General features: G+C 65.5%; 22 protein-coding genes. 9 read left to right on the top strand and 13 right to left on the bottom strand.

What is annotated here, in order from left to right; translation table 11 throughout:
* Positions 1 to 14 precede the first annotated feature (14 nt).
* The 3 genes from NAV27_RS03485 to NAV27_RS03475 all read right to left on the bottom strand — a co-directional run bounded on the left by NAV27_RS03485 (position 15) and on the right by NAV27_RS03475 (position 3,708).
* Positions 15 to 677 (bottom strand): ion channel, encoded by a 663-nt coding sequence (locus NAV27_RS03485; RefSeq protein ID WP_102827732.1) that lies wholly within the window; start codon positions 675 to 677, stop codon positions 15 to 17.
* A 5-nt stretch (positions 678 to 682) separates the two neighbouring features.
* Positions 683 to 1,915 (bottom strand): dicarboxylate/amino acid:cation symporter, encoded by a 1,233-nt coding sequence (locus NAV27_RS03480; RefSeq protein WP_102827346.1) that lies wholly within the window; start codon positions 1,913 to 1,915, stop codon positions 683 to 685.
* A 224-nt stretch (positions 1,916 to 2,139) separates the two neighbouring features.
* A complete protein-coding gene (locus NAV27_RS03475) occupies positions 2,140 to 3,708 on the bottom strand; it encodes a TerC family protein (RefSeq protein WP_102827345.1) in 1,569 nt (522 codons plus the stop codon).
* A 310-nt stretch (positions 3,709 to 4,018) separates the two neighbouring features.
* On the opposite strand from NAV27_RS03475, the gene NAV27_RS03470 reads away from it, so the two are divergent.
* The 3 genes from NAV27_RS03470 to NAV27_RS03460 all read left to right on the top strand — a co-directional run bounded on the left by NAV27_RS03470 (position 4,019) and on the right by NAV27_RS03460 (position 6,291).
* A complete protein-coding gene (locus tag NAV27_RS03470) occupies positions 4,019 to 4,348 on the top strand; it encodes a DUF1992 domain-containing protein (protein WP_102827343.1) in 330 nt (109 codons plus the stop codon).
* A 49-nt stretch (positions 4,349 to 4,397) separates the two neighbouring features.
* Positions 4,398 to 5,117 carry an SIMPL domain-containing protein gene (locus tag NAV27_RS03465; RefSeq protein WP_008568158.1) on the top strand — a complete coding sequence of 240 codons (720 nt, stop codon included), beginning with the start codon at positions 4,398 to 4,400 and terminating at the stop codon, positions 5,115 to 5,117.
* Positions 5,118 to 5,199: 82 nt separating this feature from the next.
* Positions 5,200 to 6,291, top strand: coding sequence for a diguanylate cyclase (locus NAV27_RS03460; RefSeq protein ID WP_102827342.1), 1,092 nt, complete (start codon positions 5,200 to 5,202; stop codon positions 6,289 to 6,291).
* A gap of 9 nt (positions 6,292 to 6,300) precedes the next feature.
* Here NAV27_RS03460 and NAV27_RS03455 read toward each other — a convergent pair whose 3' ends face one another.
* Together NAV27_RS03455 and NAV27_RS03450 are read right to left on the bottom strand one after the other, a co-directional pair.
* Positions 6,301 to 6,822: an ankyrin repeat domain-containing protein gene (locus NAV27_RS03455; protein ID WP_008568154.1), complete on the bottom strand. Its 522-nt coding sequence runs from the start codon at positions 6,820 to 6,822 to the stop codon at positions 6,301 to 6,303.
* Between the two features lie 136 nt (positions 6,823 to 6,958).
* Positions 6,959 to 8,311, bottom strand: a complete 1,353-nt coding sequence (locus NAV27_RS03450; protein ID WP_085983821.1) for a cytochrome B6 — start codon at positions 8,309 to 8,311, stop codon at positions 6,959 to 6,961.
* A 333-nt stretch (positions 8,312 to 8,644) separates the two neighbouring features.
* Between NAV27_RS03450 and NAV27_RS03445 the strand changes: the two genes are divergently transcribed.
* Positions 8,645 to 8,857 (top strand): DUF3820 family protein, encoded by a 213-nt coding sequence (locus NAV27_RS03445; protein WP_043296386.1) that lies wholly within the window; start codon positions 8,645 to 8,647, stop codon positions 8,855 to 8,857.
* Here NAV27_RS03445 and NAV27_RS03440 read toward each other — a convergent pair whose 3' ends face one another.
* Entirely contained in the window at positions 8,858 to 9,391 is a 534-nt protein-coding gene (locus NAV27_RS03440; protein WP_043296039.1) for a hypothetical protein, read from the bottom strand.
* A gap of 233 nt (positions 9,392 to 9,624) precedes the next feature.
* On the opposite strand from NAV27_RS03440, the gene NAV27_RS03435 reads away from it, so the two are divergent.
* The 3 genes from NAV27_RS03435 (at position 9,625) to NAV27_RS03425 (ending at position 12,571) form a co-directional block, all read left to right on the top strand.
* Positions 9,625 to 10,263 (top strand): c-type cytochrome, encoded by a 639-nt coding sequence (locus tag NAV27_RS03435; RefSeq protein WP_102827341.1) that lies wholly within the window; start codon positions 9,625 to 9,627, stop codon positions 10,261 to 10,263.
* Between the two features lie 11 nt (positions 10,264 to 10,274).
* The gene (locus NAV27_RS03430) at positions 10,275 to 11,198 is read left to right on the top strand and encodes a c-type cytochrome (RefSeq protein WP_102827340.1); all 924 of its coding nucleotides are present in this window, start codon (positions 10,275 to 10,277) and stop codon (positions 11,196 to 11,198) included.
* A 251-nt stretch (positions 11,199 to 11,449) separates the two neighbouring features.
* Positions 11,450 to 12,571 carry a beta-ketoacyl-ACP synthase III gene (locus tag NAV27_RS03425; RefSeq protein ID WP_008568148.1) on the top strand — a complete coding sequence of 374 codons (1,122 nt, stop codon included), beginning with the start codon at positions 11,450 to 11,452 and terminating at the stop codon, positions 12,569 to 12,571.
* Between the two features lie 18 nt (positions 12,572 to 12,589).
* Here the strand turns inward: NAV27_RS03425 and NAV27_RS03420 are convergent, their stop codons facing one another.
* From NAV27_RS03420 to NAV27_RS03400, 5 genes are all read right to left on the bottom strand, one after another.
* On the bottom strand, positions 12,590 to 13,000 hold the full coding sequence (locus NAV27_RS03420) for a SufE family protein (protein WP_102827339.1): 411 nt from the start codon (positions 12,998 to 13,000) through the stop codon (positions 12,590 to 12,592).
* A complete protein-coding gene (locus NAV27_RS03415; RefSeq protein WP_102827338.1) occupies positions 12,997 to 14,202 on the bottom strand; it encodes an aminotransferase class V-fold PLP-dependent enzyme in 1,206 nt (401 codons plus the stop codon). The genes NAV27_RS03420 and NAV27_RS03415 overlap by 4 nt, the downstream gene beginning before the upstream one ends.
* Before the next feature lie 64 nt (positions 14,203 to 14,266).
* Positions 14,267 to 15,301 (bottom strand): 2,3,4,5-tetrahydropyridine-2,6-dicarboxylate N-succinyltransferase, encoded by a 1,035-nt coding sequence (gene dapD, locus NAV27_RS03410; RefSeq protein WP_102827337.1) that lies wholly within the window; start codon positions 15,299 to 15,301, stop codon positions 14,267 to 14,269.
* 44 nt (positions 15,302 to 15,345) lie between these two features.
* A complete protein-coding gene (locus NAV27_RS03405; RefSeq protein ID WP_043296051.1) occupies positions 15,346 to 15,717 on the bottom strand; it encodes an ArsC family reductase in 372 nt (123 codons plus the stop codon).
* A 119-nt stretch (positions 15,718 to 15,836) separates the two neighbouring features.
* A complete protein-coding gene (locus NAV27_RS03400; RefSeq protein ID WP_102827336.1) occupies positions 15,837 to 16,166 on the bottom strand; it encodes a thioredoxin family protein in 330 nt (109 codons plus the stop codon).
* Positions 16,167 to 16,293: 127 nt separating this feature from the next.
* On the opposite strand from NAV27_RS03400, the gene NAV27_RS03395 reads away from it, so the two are divergent.
* Both NAV27_RS03395 and NAV27_RS03390 read left to right on the top strand, forming a co-directional pair.
* Complete coding sequence (locus NAV27_RS03395; RefSeq protein WP_077683542.1) at positions 16,294 to 16,530, top strand: hypothetical protein; 237 nt, start codon at positions 16,294 to 16,296, stop codon at positions 16,528 to 16,530.
* A gap of 25 nt (positions 16,531 to 16,555) precedes the next feature.
* Entirely contained in the window at positions 16,556 to 16,714 is a 159-nt protein-coding gene (locus NAV27_RS03390; RefSeq protein ID WP_167136399.1) for a hypothetical protein, read from the top strand.
* Positions 16,715 to 16,748: 34 nt separating this feature from the next.
* Here NAV27_RS03390 and dapC read toward each other — a convergent pair whose 3' ends face one another.
* Positions 16,749 to 17,945, bottom strand: coding sequence for a succinyldiaminopimelate transaminase (gene dapC, locus NAV27_RS03385; RefSeq protein WP_102827335.1), 1,197 nt, complete (start codon positions 17,943 to 17,945; stop codon positions 16,749 to 16,751).
* A 46-nt stretch (positions 17,946 to 17,991) separates the two neighbouring features.
* Positions 17,992 to 18,648, bottom strand: a complete 657-nt coding sequence (locus tag NAV27_RS03380; RefSeq protein ID WP_102827334.1) for a COG3650 family protein — start codon at positions 18,646 to 18,648, stop codon at positions 17,992 to 17,994.
* Positions 18,649 to 18,654: the final 6 nt, after the last annotated feature.

The following is an 18,654-nucleotide window of genomic DNA, read 5'->3' as shown; positions in this document are numbered from 1 at the left end:
GGCGCCGTCGATGTTCAGCGTCGCACGATGGTCAGACCGATCAGGCGCGACACCACCAGGGCGATGTACATCACCCCGGCGATTTCCTCGAGCATCACCACTGCACGCGCCTGCGGCGTCACGGGCAGGATGTCGCCCAGGCCGACGCCGGAGAGCAGGGTGACGCTGAGGAACAGCATCTCCATCCAGCTGCGTGGCGAATCCGGCTGCGCGGCGCCGGTGAAACTGCCGGGATAGAGCATCTGGCAGGCCATGAAGACATAGGCGAAGGCCCATGCCAGCAGCGTGAAGGTGGCGCCCACGGCGAACAGTTCGTCGGTGGTGGCGCGCTGGTCTTCGTTCATGTAGCCGATCAGGCTGACGGTCGCATAGAAATAGAAGCCGGCTTCCAGCACGAACAGACAGAGGTCGAGCGAGGAGCTGGTCACGAACACGCCGATGACGTTCAGGGCAACGATCACCGCCGCGAGTATGAAGGCCACGCTATGCAGCGTCGGGCTGCGGCGCACCATGCGCAGCGCCGACATCAGCACGATGGCGCTGAACGCGCCGAAGAACGCGCGCGGTTCGGGCAGTTCTTCCATGAACGGATAGAGCAGGATGCCCAGCAGCTGGATCAGCAGCAGGCCGGCGGAGGGGTACTTGGCGATGTAGTGAAACGGGTTGTGGCTCTGCATGGTCATCAGGCCCGGTCGTTTGCCAGATGCTGCACGACCACACTGCCGGTGATGTCGCCCTGCACGTTGATCGAGGTGCGCACCGTATCCAGCAGGCGATCGATTGGCAGCAGGATGGCGATGGCTTCGGCCGGCAATCCAACCGCCTGCAGCACCATCACCATTGTCACCATGCCGGCGCTGGGAATGCCCGGCGCGCCAATCGAGGCGACCATCGCGGTGAAGCACACCACGGCCTGCTGGCCGAGCGTCAGGTCGACGCCCACCAGATTGGCGACGAACAGCGCCGCGGCGGCCTCATACAGCGCGGTGCCGTCCATGTTCATGGTGGCGCCCAGCGGCAGAACGAAGCCGGCGTAGCGTTTTTCTACCTTGAGGTTCTCCTCGGCGCAGCGGATCGACACCGGCAGCGTTGCCGAGCTGGAGCTGGTGGCGAAGGCGGTGATCAGCGCATCCCGCGCGCCGCGCCAGAACCACAGCGGCGAGCGACCGGTGGTGAAGTAGAGAATCAGCGGCAGCACCACCGCGCCGTGGAACAGCGTGGTGGCGAAGATCAGCATGACGAAGCCGCCCACCGCCGAGAGCAGCGCGGCGTCCTGCTCGGCGACCAGTCGGATCAGCAGCGCGAGGATGCCCAGCGGCGCCAGCCACATGATCCAGCCGACGATGCGCAGCAGCATCTCGAGAAATTCCTGCAGCACGTTGAGGATGTTGCGGTAGCGCTCGCCACCGGCGACCAGCGCGATGCCGACGAACAGCGCGAAGACCACCACCGCCAGCACGTTGTTCGCGGCGAAGGCGGCGAACGGGTTCTGGAACAGTCCGGCGAAGAAGTGCTGGAAGAATTCCGGCAGGGTCAGCTGGCTTGCCTGGAAATCCGCCAGCTGATCGGCGAACAGGTCCAGCGACAACCCGGCGCCTGGCTTGAAGATGTTCGCCGCCGTCAGCGCCAGCAGCATCGCCAGCGCCGTGGTGCTGGTGAAATAGATCAGCGTGGTCAGCCACACCCTGTGGACCTGCTGGTGCTGTTGCAGGCTGGCCACGCCAACGGCGATGGAGGTGAACACCAGCGGGATCAGCACCATCTTCAGCATGCCGATGAACACGCTGGAGACCAGCCCGGCGGCATACAGCGTGCCTTCGCGCAGGGCGGCTTCCTCGGGCTGGCCGCCAACGAGCCAGCCGATCAGCACGCCGAGGCAGGCGGCAACGAGAATCTGCAGGTTGAGACTGGGCATGGGGTGTCCTTGTCGTTTCTTGTTGTTGCCGATGAGCAGACCGGTGTTTTGGGGGAGCGGTTCGCTGGGAGGGAATGATACAGAGCGGTGGGGTGGCGGGTATGGGCCTTTGTGCCCCGTGGCGATCTCGTCGGCTGAAAGATCTCACGTCGGATATGGGCAAATGCACCACAAAAAAGGCCCGACAACAGGCTGCCGGGCCTTCGCTGAGCCAGAGGCGCCAATCACCCCACCTGATCGGCTGCCTCGATGCGCTTGAGCAGCACCCCAGTCACCCGCCGCTCCTTCACCTCGGTTACGTGCAGCCGCCAGTTGGCATGTTCCACCCGGTCGCCGATCATCGGCAGCCGATCGAGCAGGCTCATCACCAGCCCCGCCAGCGTCTGGTAATCGTCGGTAACCGCCGCCCTGAACCCCAGCCGCTCGCGCAGCACCGCGAGGTTGACCGCGCCGTTGACGCGATAGCCGCCGTCGACCGGCTCGATGTCCGGGCCTTCCACTTCGCTGGCATCCGGCAGTTCACCGGCGATGGCTTCGAGGATGTCGGTCAGCGTCACCAGGCCCTCGAAGCCGCCGAATTCGTTGACCACGAAGGCAACGTGCGTCGAGGCCTGGCGCATCTGTTCCAGGGCGCTGAGCACGGTGCAGCTATCGGGCAGGTTGATCGGCGTGCGCACCAGCGGTTCGATGTCCGGCGTCTGGCCGTTGAGCAGGGCACGCAGCAGTTCCTTCTTGTGCACGTAGCCCAGCGGCTCGTCCGGCGCGTCGTCGCGGGTGACCACCAGCCGTGAATGCGGCGAGTTGAGCAGCCCGGCCTGCACCTTTGCCGTTTCGTCGTCGAGATTGATGCGATCCACCTCCATGCGGTCGGTCATCACCGTGCGGATCGACTGCTCGGCCAGGTGCAGCACGCCGCTGATCATCACCCGTTCGCGGCGGTTGAACGGCGTGGCGCCGGCGCCGTCCGGGCCGAGCATGTCGGTGATCTCGTCGTCCACTTCGTCGGCTTCCAGTTTGCCGCCGAGCAGGCGCAGCACCGCATGCGCAGTGCGTTCGCGCAACGGACGGGTGCCCTGCAGGCTGCGCTTGCGGCGTGCGCGGGCCAGTTGGTTGAAGAACTCGATGGCGATCGAGAAGCCGATGGCCGCGTACAGGTAGCCCTTGGGAATGTGGTAACCCAAGCCCTCGGCGGTCAGGCTGAAGCCGATCATCATCAAAAAGCCCAGGCACAGCATGATCACCGTCGGCCGCGCGTTGACGAACGCAGTCAGCGGCTTGCTTGCCAGCAGCATCAGGGTCATCGAGATGACCACCGCGATCATCATCACCTGCAGGTGTTCGACCATGCCGACGGCGGTGATCACCGCATCGAGCGAGAACACCGCGTCGAGCACGATGATCTGCGCCACCACCGGCCAGAAACGCGCATAGGCCTTGCTGCCGCTGTGCTGCTGCATGCGCCCTTCGAGGCGCTCGTGCAGCTCCATCGTCGCCTTGAACAGCAGGAACAGGCCGCCGCCGAGCATGATCAGGTCACGCCCGGAGAAGCTCTTGCCGAATATCTCGAACAGCGGTTCGGTGAGTGTGACCAGCCAGGCGATGCTCGCCAGCAGGCCCAGGCGCATCACCAGCGCCAGGCTCAGGCCGATGACGCGCGCGCGGTCGCGCTGCTCCGGCGGCAGTTTGTCCGCCAGGATCGCGATGAATACCAGGTTGTCGATACCCAGGACGATTTCCAGGACGATGAGCGTGAACAGGCCTAGCCAGGCCGTGGGATCAGCGAGCCATTCCATCGATGGGGCCTCGTGTGGTGAGGGAATAGCGCACCTGGCGTGCGCCGTGCCGGGCAACTGCTGCCGGGCCGAAGAGTGAAGTGGTTGCGTGGCCGAAGCCGGAGACGGGCGCCGCATTCGTCAGGGGCGACGAACGCGGCTGGGTACAGGGAATGTTCATGCAGCTCTTTCAGGACAAAGGAGACGCAAGAATAAATCCCGCCGCGGCACTCGTCAGCGTCGATTGGTTACAGCGGTTTTCAGTCCGCCGGCCGTTGCAGTCGGCGCGCGCTGCGATAGGCTTGCGACAGGTTTTGACGGAGCAGCGCGGATGAGCACCATCGACCAGGACATCGAGCGGCGGATCGCGCAGCAGGTCGCCGAATGGCAGCGCGGCGTCACTTCCCGCGGCGCGCCGCTGCCGATCGATAGCGCCTGGCTGCAGACGCCCCAAGGGCTGCGCCTGCCGTTCCAGGTGCTGAAGAGCGCGGGCGTACCGCCACGGGAAATCGATCTGCTGCACGAGCGCGTCCGCTTGCGCGAACGGCTGCAGGAAGCGCTGACGGAAGACGAGCGCACGGCGTTGCAGAGGCGTCTGAGCGAGCTGGAACAGCATCTGGCGGTTCGTCTGGAAGCATTGGAGCGAATGGGACGAGGTTGATCGGTTGCGCTTTGCCGGTGCGGCGAGGCGGCCAACAGGAGGAAGCGTCATGGTGCGTGTGGGATTCTTTTCGGCGGCGCTGCTCGCCGCGGCGGTGGCGTTTGCCGGGTGGTCGGTGGGGCAGGGCGTCGAGCGTTTTCGCGTCGCCGATCGCTCGGTGACGGTCAAGGGCCTGGCGGAGATGGACGTGAAGAGCGACTTCGCGGTCTGGACGCTCGGCTTTCGTCGCGGTGGCGATGACTTTGCCGAGCTGCAGCAGCGGCTGGCCGGGGATCGCCAGGCGGTGGTTGCCTTCCTGCGCGAGCAGGGCTTCGACGAGGCGGAGATCGAGGTACGACCGCTGCAAGTGCAGGATCTGCTGGCGCGCGAATGGGGTTCGCAGGAAGTGGCGCTGCGTTTCAACGGCCAGGGTCAGGTGCTGGTCAAGACCGCGCGGGTCGATGCGGTGGCGGCGGCCGCCAATGCGCTCGATCCGCTGATCCAGGCCGGCGTGCAGCTGGACAGCGAAAGCGGCGGCGCCACCGGGCCGCGCTACCAGCTGCGCGGCTTCAACGAACTCAAGCCCGTTCTGCTGCAGCAGGCCACCGCCAACGCGCGCGAACAGGCGACGCGTTTCGCCGACGATGCCGGCGCACGACTGGGCGAGTTGCGCAATGCCAACCAGGGCGTGATCCGGGTCATCGACGACGACGGCAGCGACATGGAAAGCGGTCGCACCATCGGCAAGCGCCTGCGGGTGGTCAGCACCTTCCAGTACGCGCTGGACTGACCGTGCAGCGCCGTTGTCCGGCGATGTTTCGTGTAATGGCGATGGGCTATATTGAGGTTTGGCCGTTCCTCCCAGGTGCCTAATGCCAGACCATCCGTTCACGGAAGCGACCACCCGTTCGTCCGTATCCCGTCGTGCGTTCTACCCACGCTTCATTGGATTGGGCGTGGGTTTCTTCTGCGTCGCCGCGGTGTTCATCGAGCGTCCGGCGACGCCAGTGTGGACCTGGGCGCTGCTGATCGGCTTCTGCTATCTGTGGCCGTTCCTTGCCTATTGGCTGAGCCGTCGATCACCGTCGCCGCTGCGCGCCGAGCGCCGTCAGGTGCTGATCGATTCGCTGCTGGGCGGCTTCTTCATCGGCGCCATGCAGTACAACACGCTGCCCAGCGCGGTGCTGTTGTCGATGATGGCGATGAACAATTGCGCCACCGGCGGCGCGGCGTTCGTCCTGCGCGGTTTGCTGGCGCAAATGGCTGGCATGGTGCTGGCCGGACTGCTGCTGGGCTTCGGTTTCGCGCCGCGTACCAGCCAGATGCAGATCTACGCCTGCATTCCCATGCTGATCGTCCATCCGCTGGTGATCGGCATGGTGCTTTACCGGCTGGCCATGCAACTGGTCCGGCACAAGCAGGCACTGCGCGAGCTGAGCCGCACCGACGGGCTGACCGGGCTGTTCAATCGCAGCTACTGGGACGAGTTGTTCCGGCTGGAATTCAGCCATCGCCAGACCCGTGGCGGCGACGCGGCGCTGGCGCTGATCGACGTCGATCATTTCAAGAACATCAATGACCGCTACGGACATCCGCTGGGCGATGTGGTGCTGCGACAGGTGGGGGCCTGCATCGCGCGCAACCTGCGGGTCGGCGATCTGTCCGGCCGCTATGGCGGGGATGAGTTCTGCGTGCTGTTGCCCGGCGCCAATGGCGCCCTCGCGTATGAGGTGATGGAACGGCTGCGCGAGGACATCGCGCGGCTGGATTTCGACAGCGCGCCACAGCTGTCGACCAGCCTGAGCATCGGTATCGCGGCCTTCGAGCCGAGCATGCAGGATGCGCTGGAGTGGATCGCCGCCGCCGACCGGGCGCTGTACGCGGCCAAGCACGACGGGCGCAATCGCATCAGCGTCGCGCCGTCGCTGGGATCGCACGAGGCTCCGCTGGTCGCCGCGCTCTGAGCCTGCGGCTCAGCCGGTCAGCCGGGCGAGCAGGGCCTGGGTGTCGGTCGCGCCCATCATCGCCGCAGCGGCCAGCGCCGTTGCACCGCCCGCATCGCAGGCATGTGGATCGGCCCCCTGGGCAATCAGGAATTCGACGATCTCGCTACGGTTGAACATCGCGGCGATCATCAGCGCGGTGCGGCCGTCGGGCGAGGCGCCCTCGACGTCGGCGCCGTGTTCCAGCAGCAGACGGATCATCGGCAGGTCACCCTTGAATGCGGCGCCCGCCAGCGGCGTCTGGCCGCGTGCATTGCGCAGCTGTGGATCGGCGCCGTGCTGCAGCAACAGGCGCACGGTGTCGACATGACCGTGGTAGCTGGCGAGCATCAGCAGGCTATCGCCGGCATGGTTGCGCAGGTTGGCCGGCAGTCCCTGGGCGAGCAGTTCGCCGAGCCGGTCGCTGTCGCCCTTGCGCGCGCAGTCGAAGACCTGTTCGGCGAAGGCGAGGGTGGCGTCATCCAGTTCGGGGGTTGGCTTGGGCGCTTGCATGTTCGGCTCCTGGGGCACGGCGGGCGATGGCGCTCATTGTCGGCCGCGCTTACGGCGCCGGCCAGCGGAGTCTGCCTATGCCGTGGATAGCCGCGCTTTATCCAGCGCCGCGAGAGGCGCTGGATAAAACGGTGCCTCAGAGCGTGCGCAGGAAGGCGACCAGATCGGCCTTCTCCTGCTGACTGAGGTGGCGCTGCAGGACCAGGTTGAAGAATTCCACGCTGTCTTCGAGGGTCAGCAGGCGGCCGTCATGCAGGTACGGCGGCGACTCCTTGATGCCGCGCAGCGGGAAGGTCTTGATCGGCCCGTCGCCTACGGCCATCACGCCGTTGTATTCCTGCGGCGCGTAGAAGCGCTCGGTCTGCAGGTCGTGCATCAGGTTGTCGGTGTAGTAGGGCGGCACGTGGCAACCGGCGCAGGCGCCCTTGCCGTGAAAGATCTGCTCGCCGCGCAGCTCCTGCTCGCTGGCCTTGGCCGGATCGAGGCGACCCTCGACGTTCAGCTTGGGTGCTGGCGGGAAATCCAGCAGCGCCTGGAACTCGCCCATGAAATGCACCTGGCTGCCGCGTTCGAGCACGTTCACGCCCTTCTTCGCGGCCGTCACGATGTCCCCGTCGAAGTAGGCCGCGCGCTGCTCGAATTCGGTGAAGTCCTCCACCGTCTTCAGCGCGCGCTGCGAGCCGAAGATCTGCTGGATGTTGACGCCGCGCAGGGTCGGCGTGTCGATGCGGTGGCGGAATTTCTGCGGCCGCACGTCGCCGGCCAGGTGCGTCGCGCCGTTAGTGTGGCCGTTGGCATGGCAGTCCAGGCAGGCCACGCCGGGGTGCGGGTGTTCGCTGCGACGGTCGTCGGTGGCGTTGAACTGTTGCTGCGGAAAGGTCGTGACCAGCAGCCGCAGGCCTTCGAGCTGCTTGGGATTGAGGATGCCGTTGAACAGCTCGAAGTAATTGCGGATGTTGACCAGCTTGCCCTGGGACACGTCGCCGAGGTCCGGGCGAGTGGTGAGGAAGATCGGCGCCGGAAACTCCGGCAGGAAATGCTCGGGCAGATCGAAATCCAGATCGAAGCGCGTCAGGTCGCGGTTCTCGATCTTCTTCAACTCGTCGATCTGAAACTGCGGGAAGACCATGCCGCCTTCGGGATGATTGGGATGTGGCAGAGGCATGAAGCCGAGGGGGAAGCGCTGCTGCTCGCGAATCTGCTCGGGGCTCAGCCCGGCCAGTTCTTCCCAGCTCGCGCCGTCCGCCAGCTTGACCCGCACGCCGCTCTGGATCGGTTTGCCGCGCGTCATCTTCACGCCATCGGCGGGCTTGTCGGCAAGGTCGTAGCGTTGTTCGAGCAGTTCCCGGTGGCGCTGCATGACCCCGGCCTTGTCGCCGGCCATGCGTTGCATGATCGCGTCGAAGCGTTCGGTGATGACCACCGGCGAGTAGCTGGTGGGGACCTTGTCGGTTTCGGCGGCCTGCACGACGGGCAGCGCGAGGCTCATGGCCAGCGCGAGGAGGCCGCCGTGCGTAAGTGGTGCGTTCATTTATTGTTCTCCGCAAGTGGACGGGTAAGCCGTCTGAAGGCCTAGGTCAACTCGCGGACAACGAAAAATAGACAATGCCTATGATGTCGATTGAACGATTGCCTGAAACCTCGGCGAGCAGCGATCAACCGGTCTATTTCCGGGGTTACCGGGAAGGATGGCGCGCTGCCATATTTATGGCCGAGTACCTGCGGCGGGCGTTTATGCCGAATCGATAAAAGGCCAGTGGCCAGCGAACGGCCCGCCGCAGTCCTGTGGCAGTATGGCCGTCCCGCCAAGCCGAGCGCCCAGATGAAACCCGAAGACCTGCAGCGTCTGGTCACCCAGACCATGCCTTACGGCAAGTACAAGGGCCGGGTGATCGCCGATCTGCCCGGCCACTACCTCAACTGGTTCGCCCGGGTTGGCTTTCCGCCCGGCGATATCGGTCGCCTGCTGGCGCTGATGCAGGAGATCGACCACAACGGTCTCAAGCCGCTGCTCGAGCCGCTGCGCCGGCGCTGATCATTCCGCTTCGAGTTCGGCCTTGAGCGCATCGAGCGCCGGCGCGGCATAGATGCCGACTTCCACCGCCAGCTGCATCACCCGTTCGACATCGCAGCTGTAGACCAGTACGGCCTGCAGTTCGTCGTCCAGCGGCTCGCTGAAATCCACCAGCACGTAGCCGCCTTTCTCCGGGTAGAGGCTGCTCAGCTGCACCTGGATGCGATTAAGCGCCTTCAGCGGCTCGGTCTTGGCCAGCTGCTTGGCCTTGAGCACGAACGACACCTGCGGGCCGAACGAGGAGACGATGCGCTCGAACAGCTGCTGGTAATCGTCGGCCTGGAACAGCACGGTTTCGGGCAGGCTACCGACGACCACCCATTCGCCCAGGGGGATGGGGAAGTTGTCGTCATAGTTGATGTCCGGGTTCGCGGCGAGAAAGGCCGCCGGGTCGGCATAGGCCTGCGCGGCCTCGCCGGCGATCCGCGCTATTTCTTCTTCGCTCATGCAGCCAGAGCCGATCAGGCGAAGCAATTCTTCGAGTTGGTCTTTCATGGGGCAGTCCTGGTCAGGGGACGCAAGCATAACCGAGACGGAGCCTGCTGCTCTGAGAGCATGCCCCTGGGGGTATAGGGCGCAACGATATATTCGCAACGGTTCTAAGCTTATTCCGTTACTGGCTGGAGGGTTATGCGTGTGATAGCTTCGGGTCGCTGCGACAGACTGCCGCACTGCCTGACGGCGCTGGCGCAGAAGAAATTAAAAAATAAAGGCTGATGAGGGTTTGCATGAAAATTCCAAGCAGGGCGCTGGCCGGCGCCGGTGCACTGATACTTGCGTTGCAGGTGCACGCTGCCGATGGGCAGAAGATCTATAGCCAGGGGGGCGCCAATCCGGCTGCACTGGCATGTGTGACATGTCATGGCGCCAATGGCGAAGGGATGGCGGCCGGTGGTTTCCCGCGCCTGGCAGGACTTTCCGCCGCCTACATGCGCAAGCAGCTGGAGGACATCCGCAGCGGCGCGCGCAGCGCTCCCGTGATGCAGCCCCTGGCGGCCGCGCTGACGGATGAGGAAATCGCCGCGGTGACTGAAATACTCGCTGCGCTGCCGGCCGTCGACGTGCCACTGGTGACGCGGGTGGAAAAAGCCGATGACCTCGGCGCACAGCTCGCGCTACGCGGTGCCTGGGCGCGCAACATTCCCGAATGCGTTTCCTGTCACGGGCCGAGCGGCATCGGCGTGGGTGACGCCTTCCCGGCGCTCGCGGGGCAGCCCGCACAATACATTGCCGGCCAGTTGCAGGCCTGGCGCCAGGGTACGCGCAAGAACGATCCGAACGATCTGATGGGCCATGTCGCCCGCGGGCTGACCGATGCCGAAGTCCAGGCGGTTTCGGAATATTTCGCCAACCTGAGCCAGCCATGAGGAGACTGCCGATGAACACTCTTATCCCAGCGCTCCTGGCCCTGGCCGTTGCCGTGCCGCTGCAGGCTGCCGAAAAAATCCGCATGGATGACCAGTCGCAACTGGTTGCCAGCGCCAGCAAGGCGCCGAGCGAGGCGTATTTCCAGCCCCCGCACGAGAAAGACCTGCCGGACAATGCCTTCGGCAAGCTGGTGCAGGATGGCCGAGCCATCTTCATCGATACCCAGAAGTACGCCGCCGAGTACGTCGGCAATGGCATGAACTGCACCAACTGCCACCTCGACCAGGGACGCAAGGCCAACTCCGCGCCGCTGTGGGGCGCGTATCCGATGTACCCGGCGTATCGCAAGAAGAACGACAAGGTCAACAGCTACGCCGAACGCGTCCAGGGCTGTTTCCAGTTCAGCATGAACGGCAAGCCGCCGGCGGCCGACAGCCATGTGATCAACGCGCTGACGGCCTATTCGTACTGGCTGTCGACGGGCGCACCGACCGGCCAGGAACTGCCCGGCCGTGCCTACCCCGAGGTGCCGCAACCGAAGGCGGGTTACGACATCGCCCAGGGCAGGCAGGTGTATGCCGAGCAGTGCGCGGTTTGCCACGGCGCCAATGGCGAGGGGCAGAAGGCGGGCGGCAACTATGTGTTCCCGCCGCTCTGGGGCCGGGACTCGTTCAACTGGGGCGCCGGGATGCACCGCATCAACACCGCTGCGGCGTTCATCAAGCAGAGCATGCCGCTGGGCAAGGGCGGCTCGCTGACCGACGAGCAGGCGTGGAACGTCGCTGCCTTCATGAACAGCCATGAACGCCCGCAGGATCCGCGGCTGATCGAAGGTTCGATCGAGAAGACCCGCGACAAGTACCACGCCAACGACGGGGTGAACCTGTACGGCAAGGAGGTCAATGGAGTGCTGCTCGGTCAGGGTATCAAGTGAATCCGACCGATTGGTCTATACACAAAGAGGGCGTCGCAAGACGCCTTCTTTGTTTTACGACCGAGCGGTCACGCCTAGGCGTTGCGAAATTATCGGTTTTTCCTCTGGTTTCGCTGCCAGGTTGCGGATTCTTTTGCCTTTTAATGCACAATAGCCGGCATTAACCCGGCGCTGGGAGCACTCGTACGGCCGTGGTCGACGCGCTCCGAACGTTAGAGAAACGATCAGCCAATCATTCAAGAGGAACGACTGTGTACGACGTCGTCATCAGCGGTACCGGCCTTTACACCCCTGCCAGCAGCATCTCCAACGAAGAACTGGTGGCGTCGTTCAACGCCTACGTGCAGCGCTTCAACAGCGACCACGCGGCTGCCATCGCCGCCGGTGAGGTCCAGGCGCTGCCCGAGTCGAGCGTTGCCTTCATCGAAAAGGCCTCGGGCATCAAGAGCCGTTACGTCACCGACAAGGCCGGTATTCTCGATCCCGAGCGCATGGTTCCGCGCATTCCCGAGCGTAGCAACGACGAGTGGTCGATCCTCTGCGAAATGTCGGTCAAGGCTGCCGAAGAGGCGTTGGCGCGGGCCGGCAAGACGGCCGCCGATATCGATGGCGTGATCGTCGCCTGTTCCAACCTGCAGCGTCCGTATCCGGCTATCGCCATCGAAGTGCAGGCCGCGCTGGGCATCAAGGGCTTCGGCTTCGACATGAACGTGGCCTGTTCCTCGGCGACCTTCGGCATCCAGAACGCAGTGAACAGCGTCAAGCTCGGTCAGGCGCGGGCGATCCTGATGGTCAACCCGGAAATCTGCACCGGCCACATGAACTTCCGTGATCGCGACAGCCATTTCATCTTCGGCGACGCCTGCACCGCGGTGATCATCGAGCGCGCCGATCTGGCGACCTCCGAGCACCAATGGGATGTGGTCAGCACCAAGCTGGTGACCGAGTTTTCTAACAACATCCGCAACAACTTCGGCTTCCTCAACCGCGCTGCCGAAGAGCACAAGGACGACGCGGACAAGCTGTTCATCCAGGAAGGCCGCAAGGTGTTCAAGGAAGTCTGCCCGATGGTCGCCGAGCTGATCGGCGCGCACCTGCAGGAAAATGGTATCGCCGTGGAGTCGGTCAAGCGCTTCTGGCTGCACCAGGCCAACCTCAACATGAACCACCTGATCGTGCGCCGGCTGCTGGGCCGCGATGCCACCGAGCAGGAAGCGCCGGTGATTCTCGATACCTACGCCAACACCAGTTCGGCCGGTTCGGTGATCGCTTTCCACAAGCACCAGGATGACCTGCCCAGTGGCAGCCTCGGTGTACTCAGCTCGTTCGGTGCCGGCTACTCGATCGGCAGCGTGATCCTGCGCAAGCGCTGAGTTTTGCCGACGGCGGCTTCAGCCGGCCGTCAGCTCGCGCATCCGCTGCAGCACGGCATGCATGCCGTTGCTGCGCGACGGTGACAGCTGACGCGCTAACCCGAGCTGGCTGAACCACTCGCTCGGGTCCACGCGCGCCAATTCGCCGTCATCCAGTCCATCGACGCGGGCCAGCAGCACCGCCAGCAGGCCGCGTAACAGGCGTGCATCGCTGCTGGCGCGGAAATGCCAGCGGCCGTCGCGCTGCTCGCCGACCAGCCAGACCTGACTTTCGCAGCCATGGACCCGATTCGCCTCGCAGCGCTCGCTGTCGGCGAGCGGTTCCAGCTGTTCGCCCCATTGCATCAGCAGGCGTGCACGCTGCTCCCAGCCCGGCGCGGCGTCGAAGGCGGTGAGCGCCTGTTCGGCGCGCGGGGGCAGGGCGCTCATCGCAACAGCTCCAGGCTGCGATCCAGCGCCTCGAAGAAGCGCTGCAGGTCGCCGCCGTCGTTGTACAGACCGAGCGAGACGCGAATCGCGCCGGTGAGGCCCAGTTCCTTCATCAGCGGCATCGCGCAGTGATTGCCGCTGCGCACGGCGATGCCCTGCTCGGTGAGCAGGTGCGCCAGATCGGCATGGTGCACGCCGTCGACGACGAAGCTGGCGAGCGCGACGCTGGGCGCGCCGAGCAGGCGCACGCCTTCGCGCTGGCGCAGGCCGTCAAGCAGGGCGCGGTGCAGCGTCTGTTCGTGCGTCTCGACCGCTGTCGCGTCCAGCCCGGCGAGGTAATCCAGGCTGGCGCCCAGGCCGATCACCCCGGCGATCGGCGGCGTGCCCGCTTCGAAGCCGAGCGGCGCAGCATGGAACTCGGCGCGGTGGTATTCGGCGACGCGCACCATCTCGCCGCCGAACTGCCAGTGCCTGAGCTGCAGCAACGACTCGCCACGGCCATAGAGCACGCCGACGCCGTCCGGCCCGTAGAGCTTGTGGCTGGACATCACGTAGAAATCGCAGGCGAGCGCCTGCAGGTCGTGGCGACCGTGCACCACGCCCTGCGCGCCGTCGACGATGGTCAGCGCGCCCTGCGCCCTGGCCAGCGACAGCACAGCCTGCAGCGGCTGCCAGCTGCCCAGCACGTTGGATAACTGGCTCACCGCGAGCAGGCGGGTGCGCGGGCCGATCAGTGCCGCAGCGGCCGGCAGGTCGATGAGGCCTTGCGCATCCAGCGGCAGCACCACCAGGCGGGCACCCCGACGCAGGGCGAGCTGCTGCCAGGGCAGTAGATTGGCATGGTGTTCCAGTGCACTGATGACGATCTCGTCGTCCGCCTGCAGCAGATGCTCCAACCCGTAGGCCAGCAGGTTCAGCGCCTCGGTGGCGCCGTGGGTAAAGACGATCTCGGTCGGGCCGGCGGCGTTTAACCACCGGGCGACCTTGACCCGCGCGTCCTCGAAGGCGCGCGTGGCGCGCTCGGCCGGCTGGTGCTGGGCGCGGTGCACGTTGGCGGCGCCGCAGGTGTAGTAACCGGTCAGCGCGTCGATCAGCGCCTGCGGCTTCTGTGCGGTGGCGGCGCTGTCGAGATAGGTCTGGCCCTGGGCTTCGAGCACGGCCAGGGCCGGGAAATCGGCACGCCAGGGGGAATGCAAAATCATGTCTGGCCTCGGCGTGGTGCGCGGGCTACCGGGCGACAAGCGCACCGGTAACCCTGGTCGGCGCTCAGTTGTGCGCGTGCAGTGCTTCGTTCAGCTCGATCGCCGACTTGTGGGTCTTGCACTCCACCGCGCCGGTCTGCGAGTTGCGGCGGAACAGCAGGTCCGGCTGACCGGCCAGATCGCGTGCCTTGACCACCTGCACCAGCTGGCTGTTCTCGTCGAGCAGGCTGACCTTGGTCCCGGCGGTGATGTACAGACCGGATTCGACGGTGTTGCGGTCGCCCAGCGGGATACCGATGCCGGCATTGGCGCCGATCAGACAGCCTTCGCCCACGGAAATCACGATGTTGCCGCCGCCGGACAGGGTACCCATCGTCGAGCAACCGCCGCCGAGGTCCGAGCCCTTGCCGACGAATACGCCGGCCGACACGCGGCCTTCGATCATCCCCGGACCGGCGGTGCCGGCATTGAAGTTGATGAAGCCTTCGTGCATCACCGTGGTGCCTTCACCGACATAGGCGCCCAGGCGCACGCGGGCGCTGTCGGCGATGCGCACACCGCTCGGGACCACGTAGTCGGTCATCTTCGGGAACTTGTCCACCGAGAAGACTTCCAGCAGCTCACCCTTCAGACGGGCTTCCAGCTGGCGCTCGCCCAGTTCGACGAGATCGACCGCGCCCTGGCTGGTCCAGGCGACGTTGGGCAGCAGCGCGAAGATGCCGGAGAGGTTCAGGCCGTGCGGCTTGACCAGGCGATGCGAGAGCAGGTGCAGTTTGAGGTAGGCCTCGGGCGTTGAGGTCGGCGCAGCATCCTCGGCCAGCAGCGTCACCACCAGTGGGCGCTGGCTCTCGGCCAGGCGCGTGAGCAGCGCGTGCTGCTTGGCATCCAGCGGCTTGACCGCATCGGCCAGCTCGGCGGCCTGGTTGATGGTGATGGCGATGGCCTGGTTGCCGCCGGTGTAGCCGAGGATCGGGCTGATCGCCGCGATCAGCTCGCCGGCCGGCTGCAGCAGCGGCAGCGAGTAGAAGACTTCCAGCCAGTCGCCCTGGCGATTCTGGGTGCCGACACCGAAGGCCAGGCTGAAGAGAGTGGTAGACATAAGAGAATCCTTTTCGTGTGGCGGTCCGTGCCGACGGGCCGCTGTCAGTTCGTGTTCGCCAATGCGGCGGCATAGAGATCGGGCTTGAAGCCGATCAGGGTCCGGCTGCCCAGATCGAGCACCGGGCGTTTGATCATCGACGGCTGGGCCAGCATCAGTTCGATGGCCTTGTCCTGGTCGAGATCGGTTTTCTGCGCGTCATCCAGCTTGCGGAAGGTCGTGCCGGCGCGGTTCAGCACCGTCTGCCAGCCATGTTCGTCGCACCAGGCCTGCAAGTGAGCGCGGTCGATGCCGGCACTCTTGTAGTCATGGAAGGCATAGTCCACTTGCTGCTCGTCGAGCCAGCTGCGCGCCTTCTTCATCGTGTCGCAGGCCTTGATGCCATACAGGCAAATTCCCTGGTTATCGTTGGGCATGGATGCCTCTCCAAACTCCTGCAAAACCGGTGGCGGATTATGCCATGCCCGGCTGTTGTATGTCGGTGCGCGCCGGTCTCGGAGCGCCGCCGCGGGTGTGACCGGAAATGTCGCGCGGCTCAGGCCTGGCCGGCATTGCCGAGGATCTGCTCGATGGCATCGACGGTGGTTGGGCGAACCGCGCGTGCTATCTCGACGCCCTGGTGCAGCAGGATCAGTGTGGGCCACAGCTTGACGCGGAACGAGCGTCCGAGCGGACGGCCGGGGCCGTCCTCGATCTTCAGGTGACGCAGCGCCGGACGCTCGGCCAGAACCTGTGCCAGCGGTTGCTGGGCAGCACGGCAATGACCGCACCAGGGTGCGCCGAACTCCAGCAGTGTCAGCCCGTCGAGGGCATCGACCGCCGCGCGGCTGGGTTCGCTCGCGGCATATTCTTCGGTCATGGTCATCGGTCTTCTCCGGCAGGGCTATGGTTGTATTCAGAGCGTGGCACGGCGGGCGCGTTCGAGCCGGGTCGGCGATCTTTTACCAGCGTCTTGTTGTCCATTGGTGACAATCGCAACGACGGGGCACTTCATGGCACGCAGACATTTCGAACATTTCGAGGCGCTGTCATCGGCCATCCCGCTGGAGGATGGCTATCAGGCGATCATCGCCGTACAGCGGCGGGACAGCGACGAGCACGTGCATATAGTCAAAGTAGCGGACGGGCGCCGGTTCGATCTGCAATCCGAGGCGCAGAGTGTCGCCGAGGCCGCGCTGAACAGGCTGCGCGAGATCGATGCCGACGGCGAACCGATCTGGGAAGGGTAGGCCCACTGAAGGCGAGGAGTCTGACATGAGCGAACAGAACAGGCAGCACCAACCAGAACGGTCCGAGCGGACTGAGCCGGACGAGGAGCGGCGCGAGGCCGATCTGCCGGAACACATGAAGCCGGAGAATCTGAAGAAGCTGCGCAACTACGGCAAGGACGCCATACCGCCCGGCGTCTACTGAACGCAGCGGGCGGTTGCAGCGGGCCTGCGGCCGTTCAGCGGCGTTCGAGGAAGTCGCGGATGCGCTGTGCGGCCTCGCTGCATTCGGTCAGCGGGGCCACCAGCGCCATGCGCACCCGACCGGCGCCGGGGTTGAGACCGTCGATCTCGCGCGACAGGTAGGAACCTGGCACCACGGTGACGTGCTCTTCGGCGAACAGCTCGCGGGTGAAGGCCTGATCGTCGCCCGGCGTCTTCGCCCACAGGTAGAAGCCGCCATCGGGACGCTGTACGTCGAGCACGGGCGCGAGAATCTGCAGCGCGGCGTCGAACTTCGCCCGATACAGCTCGCGGTTGGCGCGCACGTGAATCTCGTCGTTCCACGCCGCCACGCTGGCCAACTGGGTCTGCACCGGCATGGCGCAGCCGTGGTAGGTGCGGTAGAGCAGGAAGGCCTTGAGGATGTCGGCATCGCCGGCGACAAAACCCGAGCGCAGGCCCGGCAAGTTGGAGCGCTTGGACAGGCTGTGGAACACCACGCAGCGCTTGTAGTCGTGGCGACCGAGCGCGGCGCAAGCGCTCAGCAGGCCGGCCGGCGGGTTGGCCTCGTCGAAGTAGAGTTCGCTGTAGCACTCGTCGGCGGCGATCACGAAGTCGTGCTCGTCGGCCAGGGCGATAAGTTTCTGCAGCGTCTGCAGCGGTACCAGTGCCCCGGTAGGGTTGCCCGGCGAGCAGAGGAACAGGATCTGGCAGCGCTGCCAGACGTCGCTCGGCACCGCATCGAAATCAGGATTGAAGCCGTTCTCGGCCAGGCACGGCAGATAGTGCGGCGTGGCGCCGGCCAACAGCGCCGCGCCCTCGTAGATCTGATAGAACGGGTTGGGACTGATCACCAGGCCGTCGGCGGCGCGGCTGACCACGGCCTGGGTGAAGGCGAACAGCGCCTCCCGCGTGCCGTTGACCGGCAGCACCTGCCGGGCCGGATCGACCGCGCCCGCGGCCAGGCCGAAGCGCCGCTCGCACCAGCCGGCAATCGCTTCGCGCAGCGCCGGGATGCCCAGCGTGGTCGGGTAGACCGCCAACTGATCGAGGTTGTCCCTCAGCGCCTGGGCGACGAAGTCCGGCGAGCGATGCTTGGGTTCCCCGATCGACAGTGCGATCGGTCGCTTGTCTGCTGGCGGCACGACGCCGGTGAGCAGGGCACGCAGTTTCTCGAAGGGGTAGGGCTGCAGCAGGGACAGTGCGTCGTTCATGGTTCTGGTTCTTGTCAGTCGCGGGGCGCGCTGCGCCTCGGTGGGTTCAATCGTTGCGGGCGCCGCCGTAGTAGGCGCAACCGCGCAGGACCTTGCCGTCATCCAGGCGCAGCTGCGCGCTCAGGTGCGTGACGGCGCCGCTGGCGCTGTCCTGGCAGCGCTGTGGCGTGACCCACAGCTGCAGCCTTTGCCGGTTGGCTTCGCTGGTGAAGGCCAGCTGGCCCTCGGGCAGCTGCTCTTCCAGATAGGGCAGGGCAAGCGCGGGTTCGCCCGGGCGTTCGAGCAGCAAGCCGTCGCCGGTGATCATCAGGCTCCAGCCGGGCTCGTTGCCGCTGGCGCGCAGGATCAGGCGTGGGAAATTCGTATCGTTGCAGCCGGGCCCCTCGCCCTGCAGGCGGTAGAGTCGATTCACCGTCAGCGTGGCTTGCTGCAGATCGAGCGCTCCGCGTACATCGGCGAACAGTTGCGTCTGCCCGTCCGCCATCAGCGCACTGGCCAGCTCGAGCAGCTCGCCATCCTTGGTGTCGCGTAACCGCAGCGCCGGCAGTTGGCTGCACGGCTGCAGCTGCCAGGCATCACCCTGGCGCGTCAGCATGCCCTGCAGACGATCACCGGCTGGCGCGGGCGCCTCGGCGTGAAACAGCGACTGGCAGCCCGCGAACAGCGGCAGCAGGACGAGCAACAGGGCGCGAGCGGCGGTCATGGGGTA

It is taken from the genome of Stutzerimonas degradans, assembly GCF_024448505.1.
Lineage (GTDB): Bacteria > Pseudomonadota > Gammaproteobacteria > Pseudomonadales > Pseudomonadaceae > Stutzerimonas > Stutzerimonas degradans.
Note: the sequence above shows the minus strand (reverse complement) of the source record. Positions and strands in the feature narration are given on the sequence as shown.

Coding starts and splice junctions, on each gene's coding strand:
- NAV27_RS03430 (WP_102827340.1), top strand. CDS start 10,275: ATGAACACTCTTATCCCAGCGCTCCTGGCCCTGGCCGTTGCCGTGCCG.
- NAV27_RS03405 (WP_043296051.1), bottom strand. CDS start 15,717: ATGCCCAACGATAACCAGGGAATTTGCCTGTATGGCATCAAGGCCTGC.
- NAV27_RS03475 (WP_102827345.1), bottom strand. CDS start 3,708: ATGGAATGGCTCGCTGATCCCACGGCCTGGCTAGGCCTGTTCACGCTC.
- NAV27_RS03390 (WP_167136399.1), top strand. CDS start 16,556: ATGAGCGAACAGAACAGGCAGCACCAACCAGAACGGTCCGAGCGGACT.
- NAV27_RS03400 (WP_102827336.1), bottom strand. CDS start 16,166: ATGACCATGACCGAAGAATATGCCGCGAGCGAACCCAGCCGCGCGGCG.
- NAV27_RS03415 (WP_102827338.1), bottom strand. CDS start 14,202: ATGATTTTGCATTCCCCCTGGCGTGCCGATTTCCCGGCCCTGGCCGTG.
- NAV27_RS03440 (WP_043296039.1), bottom strand. CDS start 9,391: ATGAAAGACCAACTCGAAGAATTGCTTCGCCTGATCGGCTCTGGCTGC.
- NAV27_RS03450 (WP_085983821.1), bottom strand. CDS start 8,311: ATGAGCCTCGCGCTGCCCGTCGTGCAGGCCGCCGAAACCGACAAGGTC.
- NAV27_RS03465 (WP_008568158.1), top strand. CDS start 4,398: ATGGTGCGTGTGGGATTCTTTTCGGCGGCGCTGCTCGCCGCGGCGGTG.
- NAV27_RS03455 (WP_008568154.1), bottom strand. CDS start 6,822: ATGCAAGCGCCCAAGCCAACCCCCGAACTGGATGACGCCACCCTCGCC.
- NAV27_RS03395 (WP_077683542.1), top strand. CDS start 16,294: ATGGCACGCAGACATTTCGAACATTTCGAGGCGCTGTCATCGGCCATC.
- NAV27_RS03435 (WP_102827341.1), top strand. CDS start 9,625: ATGAAAATTCCAAGCAGGGCGCTGGCCGGCGCCGGTGCACTGATACTT.
- NAV27_RS03420 (WP_102827339.1), bottom strand. CDS start 13,000: ATGAGCGCCCTGCCCCCGCGCGCCGAACAGGCGCTCACCGCCTTCGAC.
- dapD (WP_102827337.1), bottom strand. CDS start 15,301: ATGTCTACCACTCTCTTCAGCCTGGCCTTCGGTGTCGGCACCCAGAAT.
- NAV27_RS03445 (WP_043296386.1), top strand. CDS start 8,645: ATGAAACCCGAAGACCTGCAGCGTCTGGTCACCCAGACCATGCCTTAC.
- NAV27_RS03485 (WP_102827732.1), bottom strand. CDS start 677: ATGCAGAGCCACAACCCGTTTCACTACATCGCCAAGTACCCCTCCGCC.
- dapC (WP_102827335.1), bottom strand. CDS start 17,945: ATGAACGACGCACTGTCCCTGCTGCAGCCCTACCCCTTCGAGAAACTG.
- NAV27_RS03460 (WP_102827342.1), top strand. CDS start 5,200: ATGCCAGACCATCCGTTCACGGAAGCGACCACCCGTTCGTCCGTATCC.
- NAV27_RS03380 (WP_102827334.1), bottom strand. CDS start 18,648: ATGACCGCCGCTCGCGCCCTGTTGCTCGTCCTGCTGCCGCTGTTCGCG.
- NAV27_RS03480 (WP_102827346.1), bottom strand. CDS start 1,915: ATGCCCAGTCTCAACCTGCAGATTCTCGTTGCCGCCTGCCTCGGCGTG.
- NAV27_RS03470 (WP_102827343.1), top strand. CDS start 4,019: ATGAGCACCATCGACCAGGACATCGAGCGGCGGATCGCGCAGCAGGTC.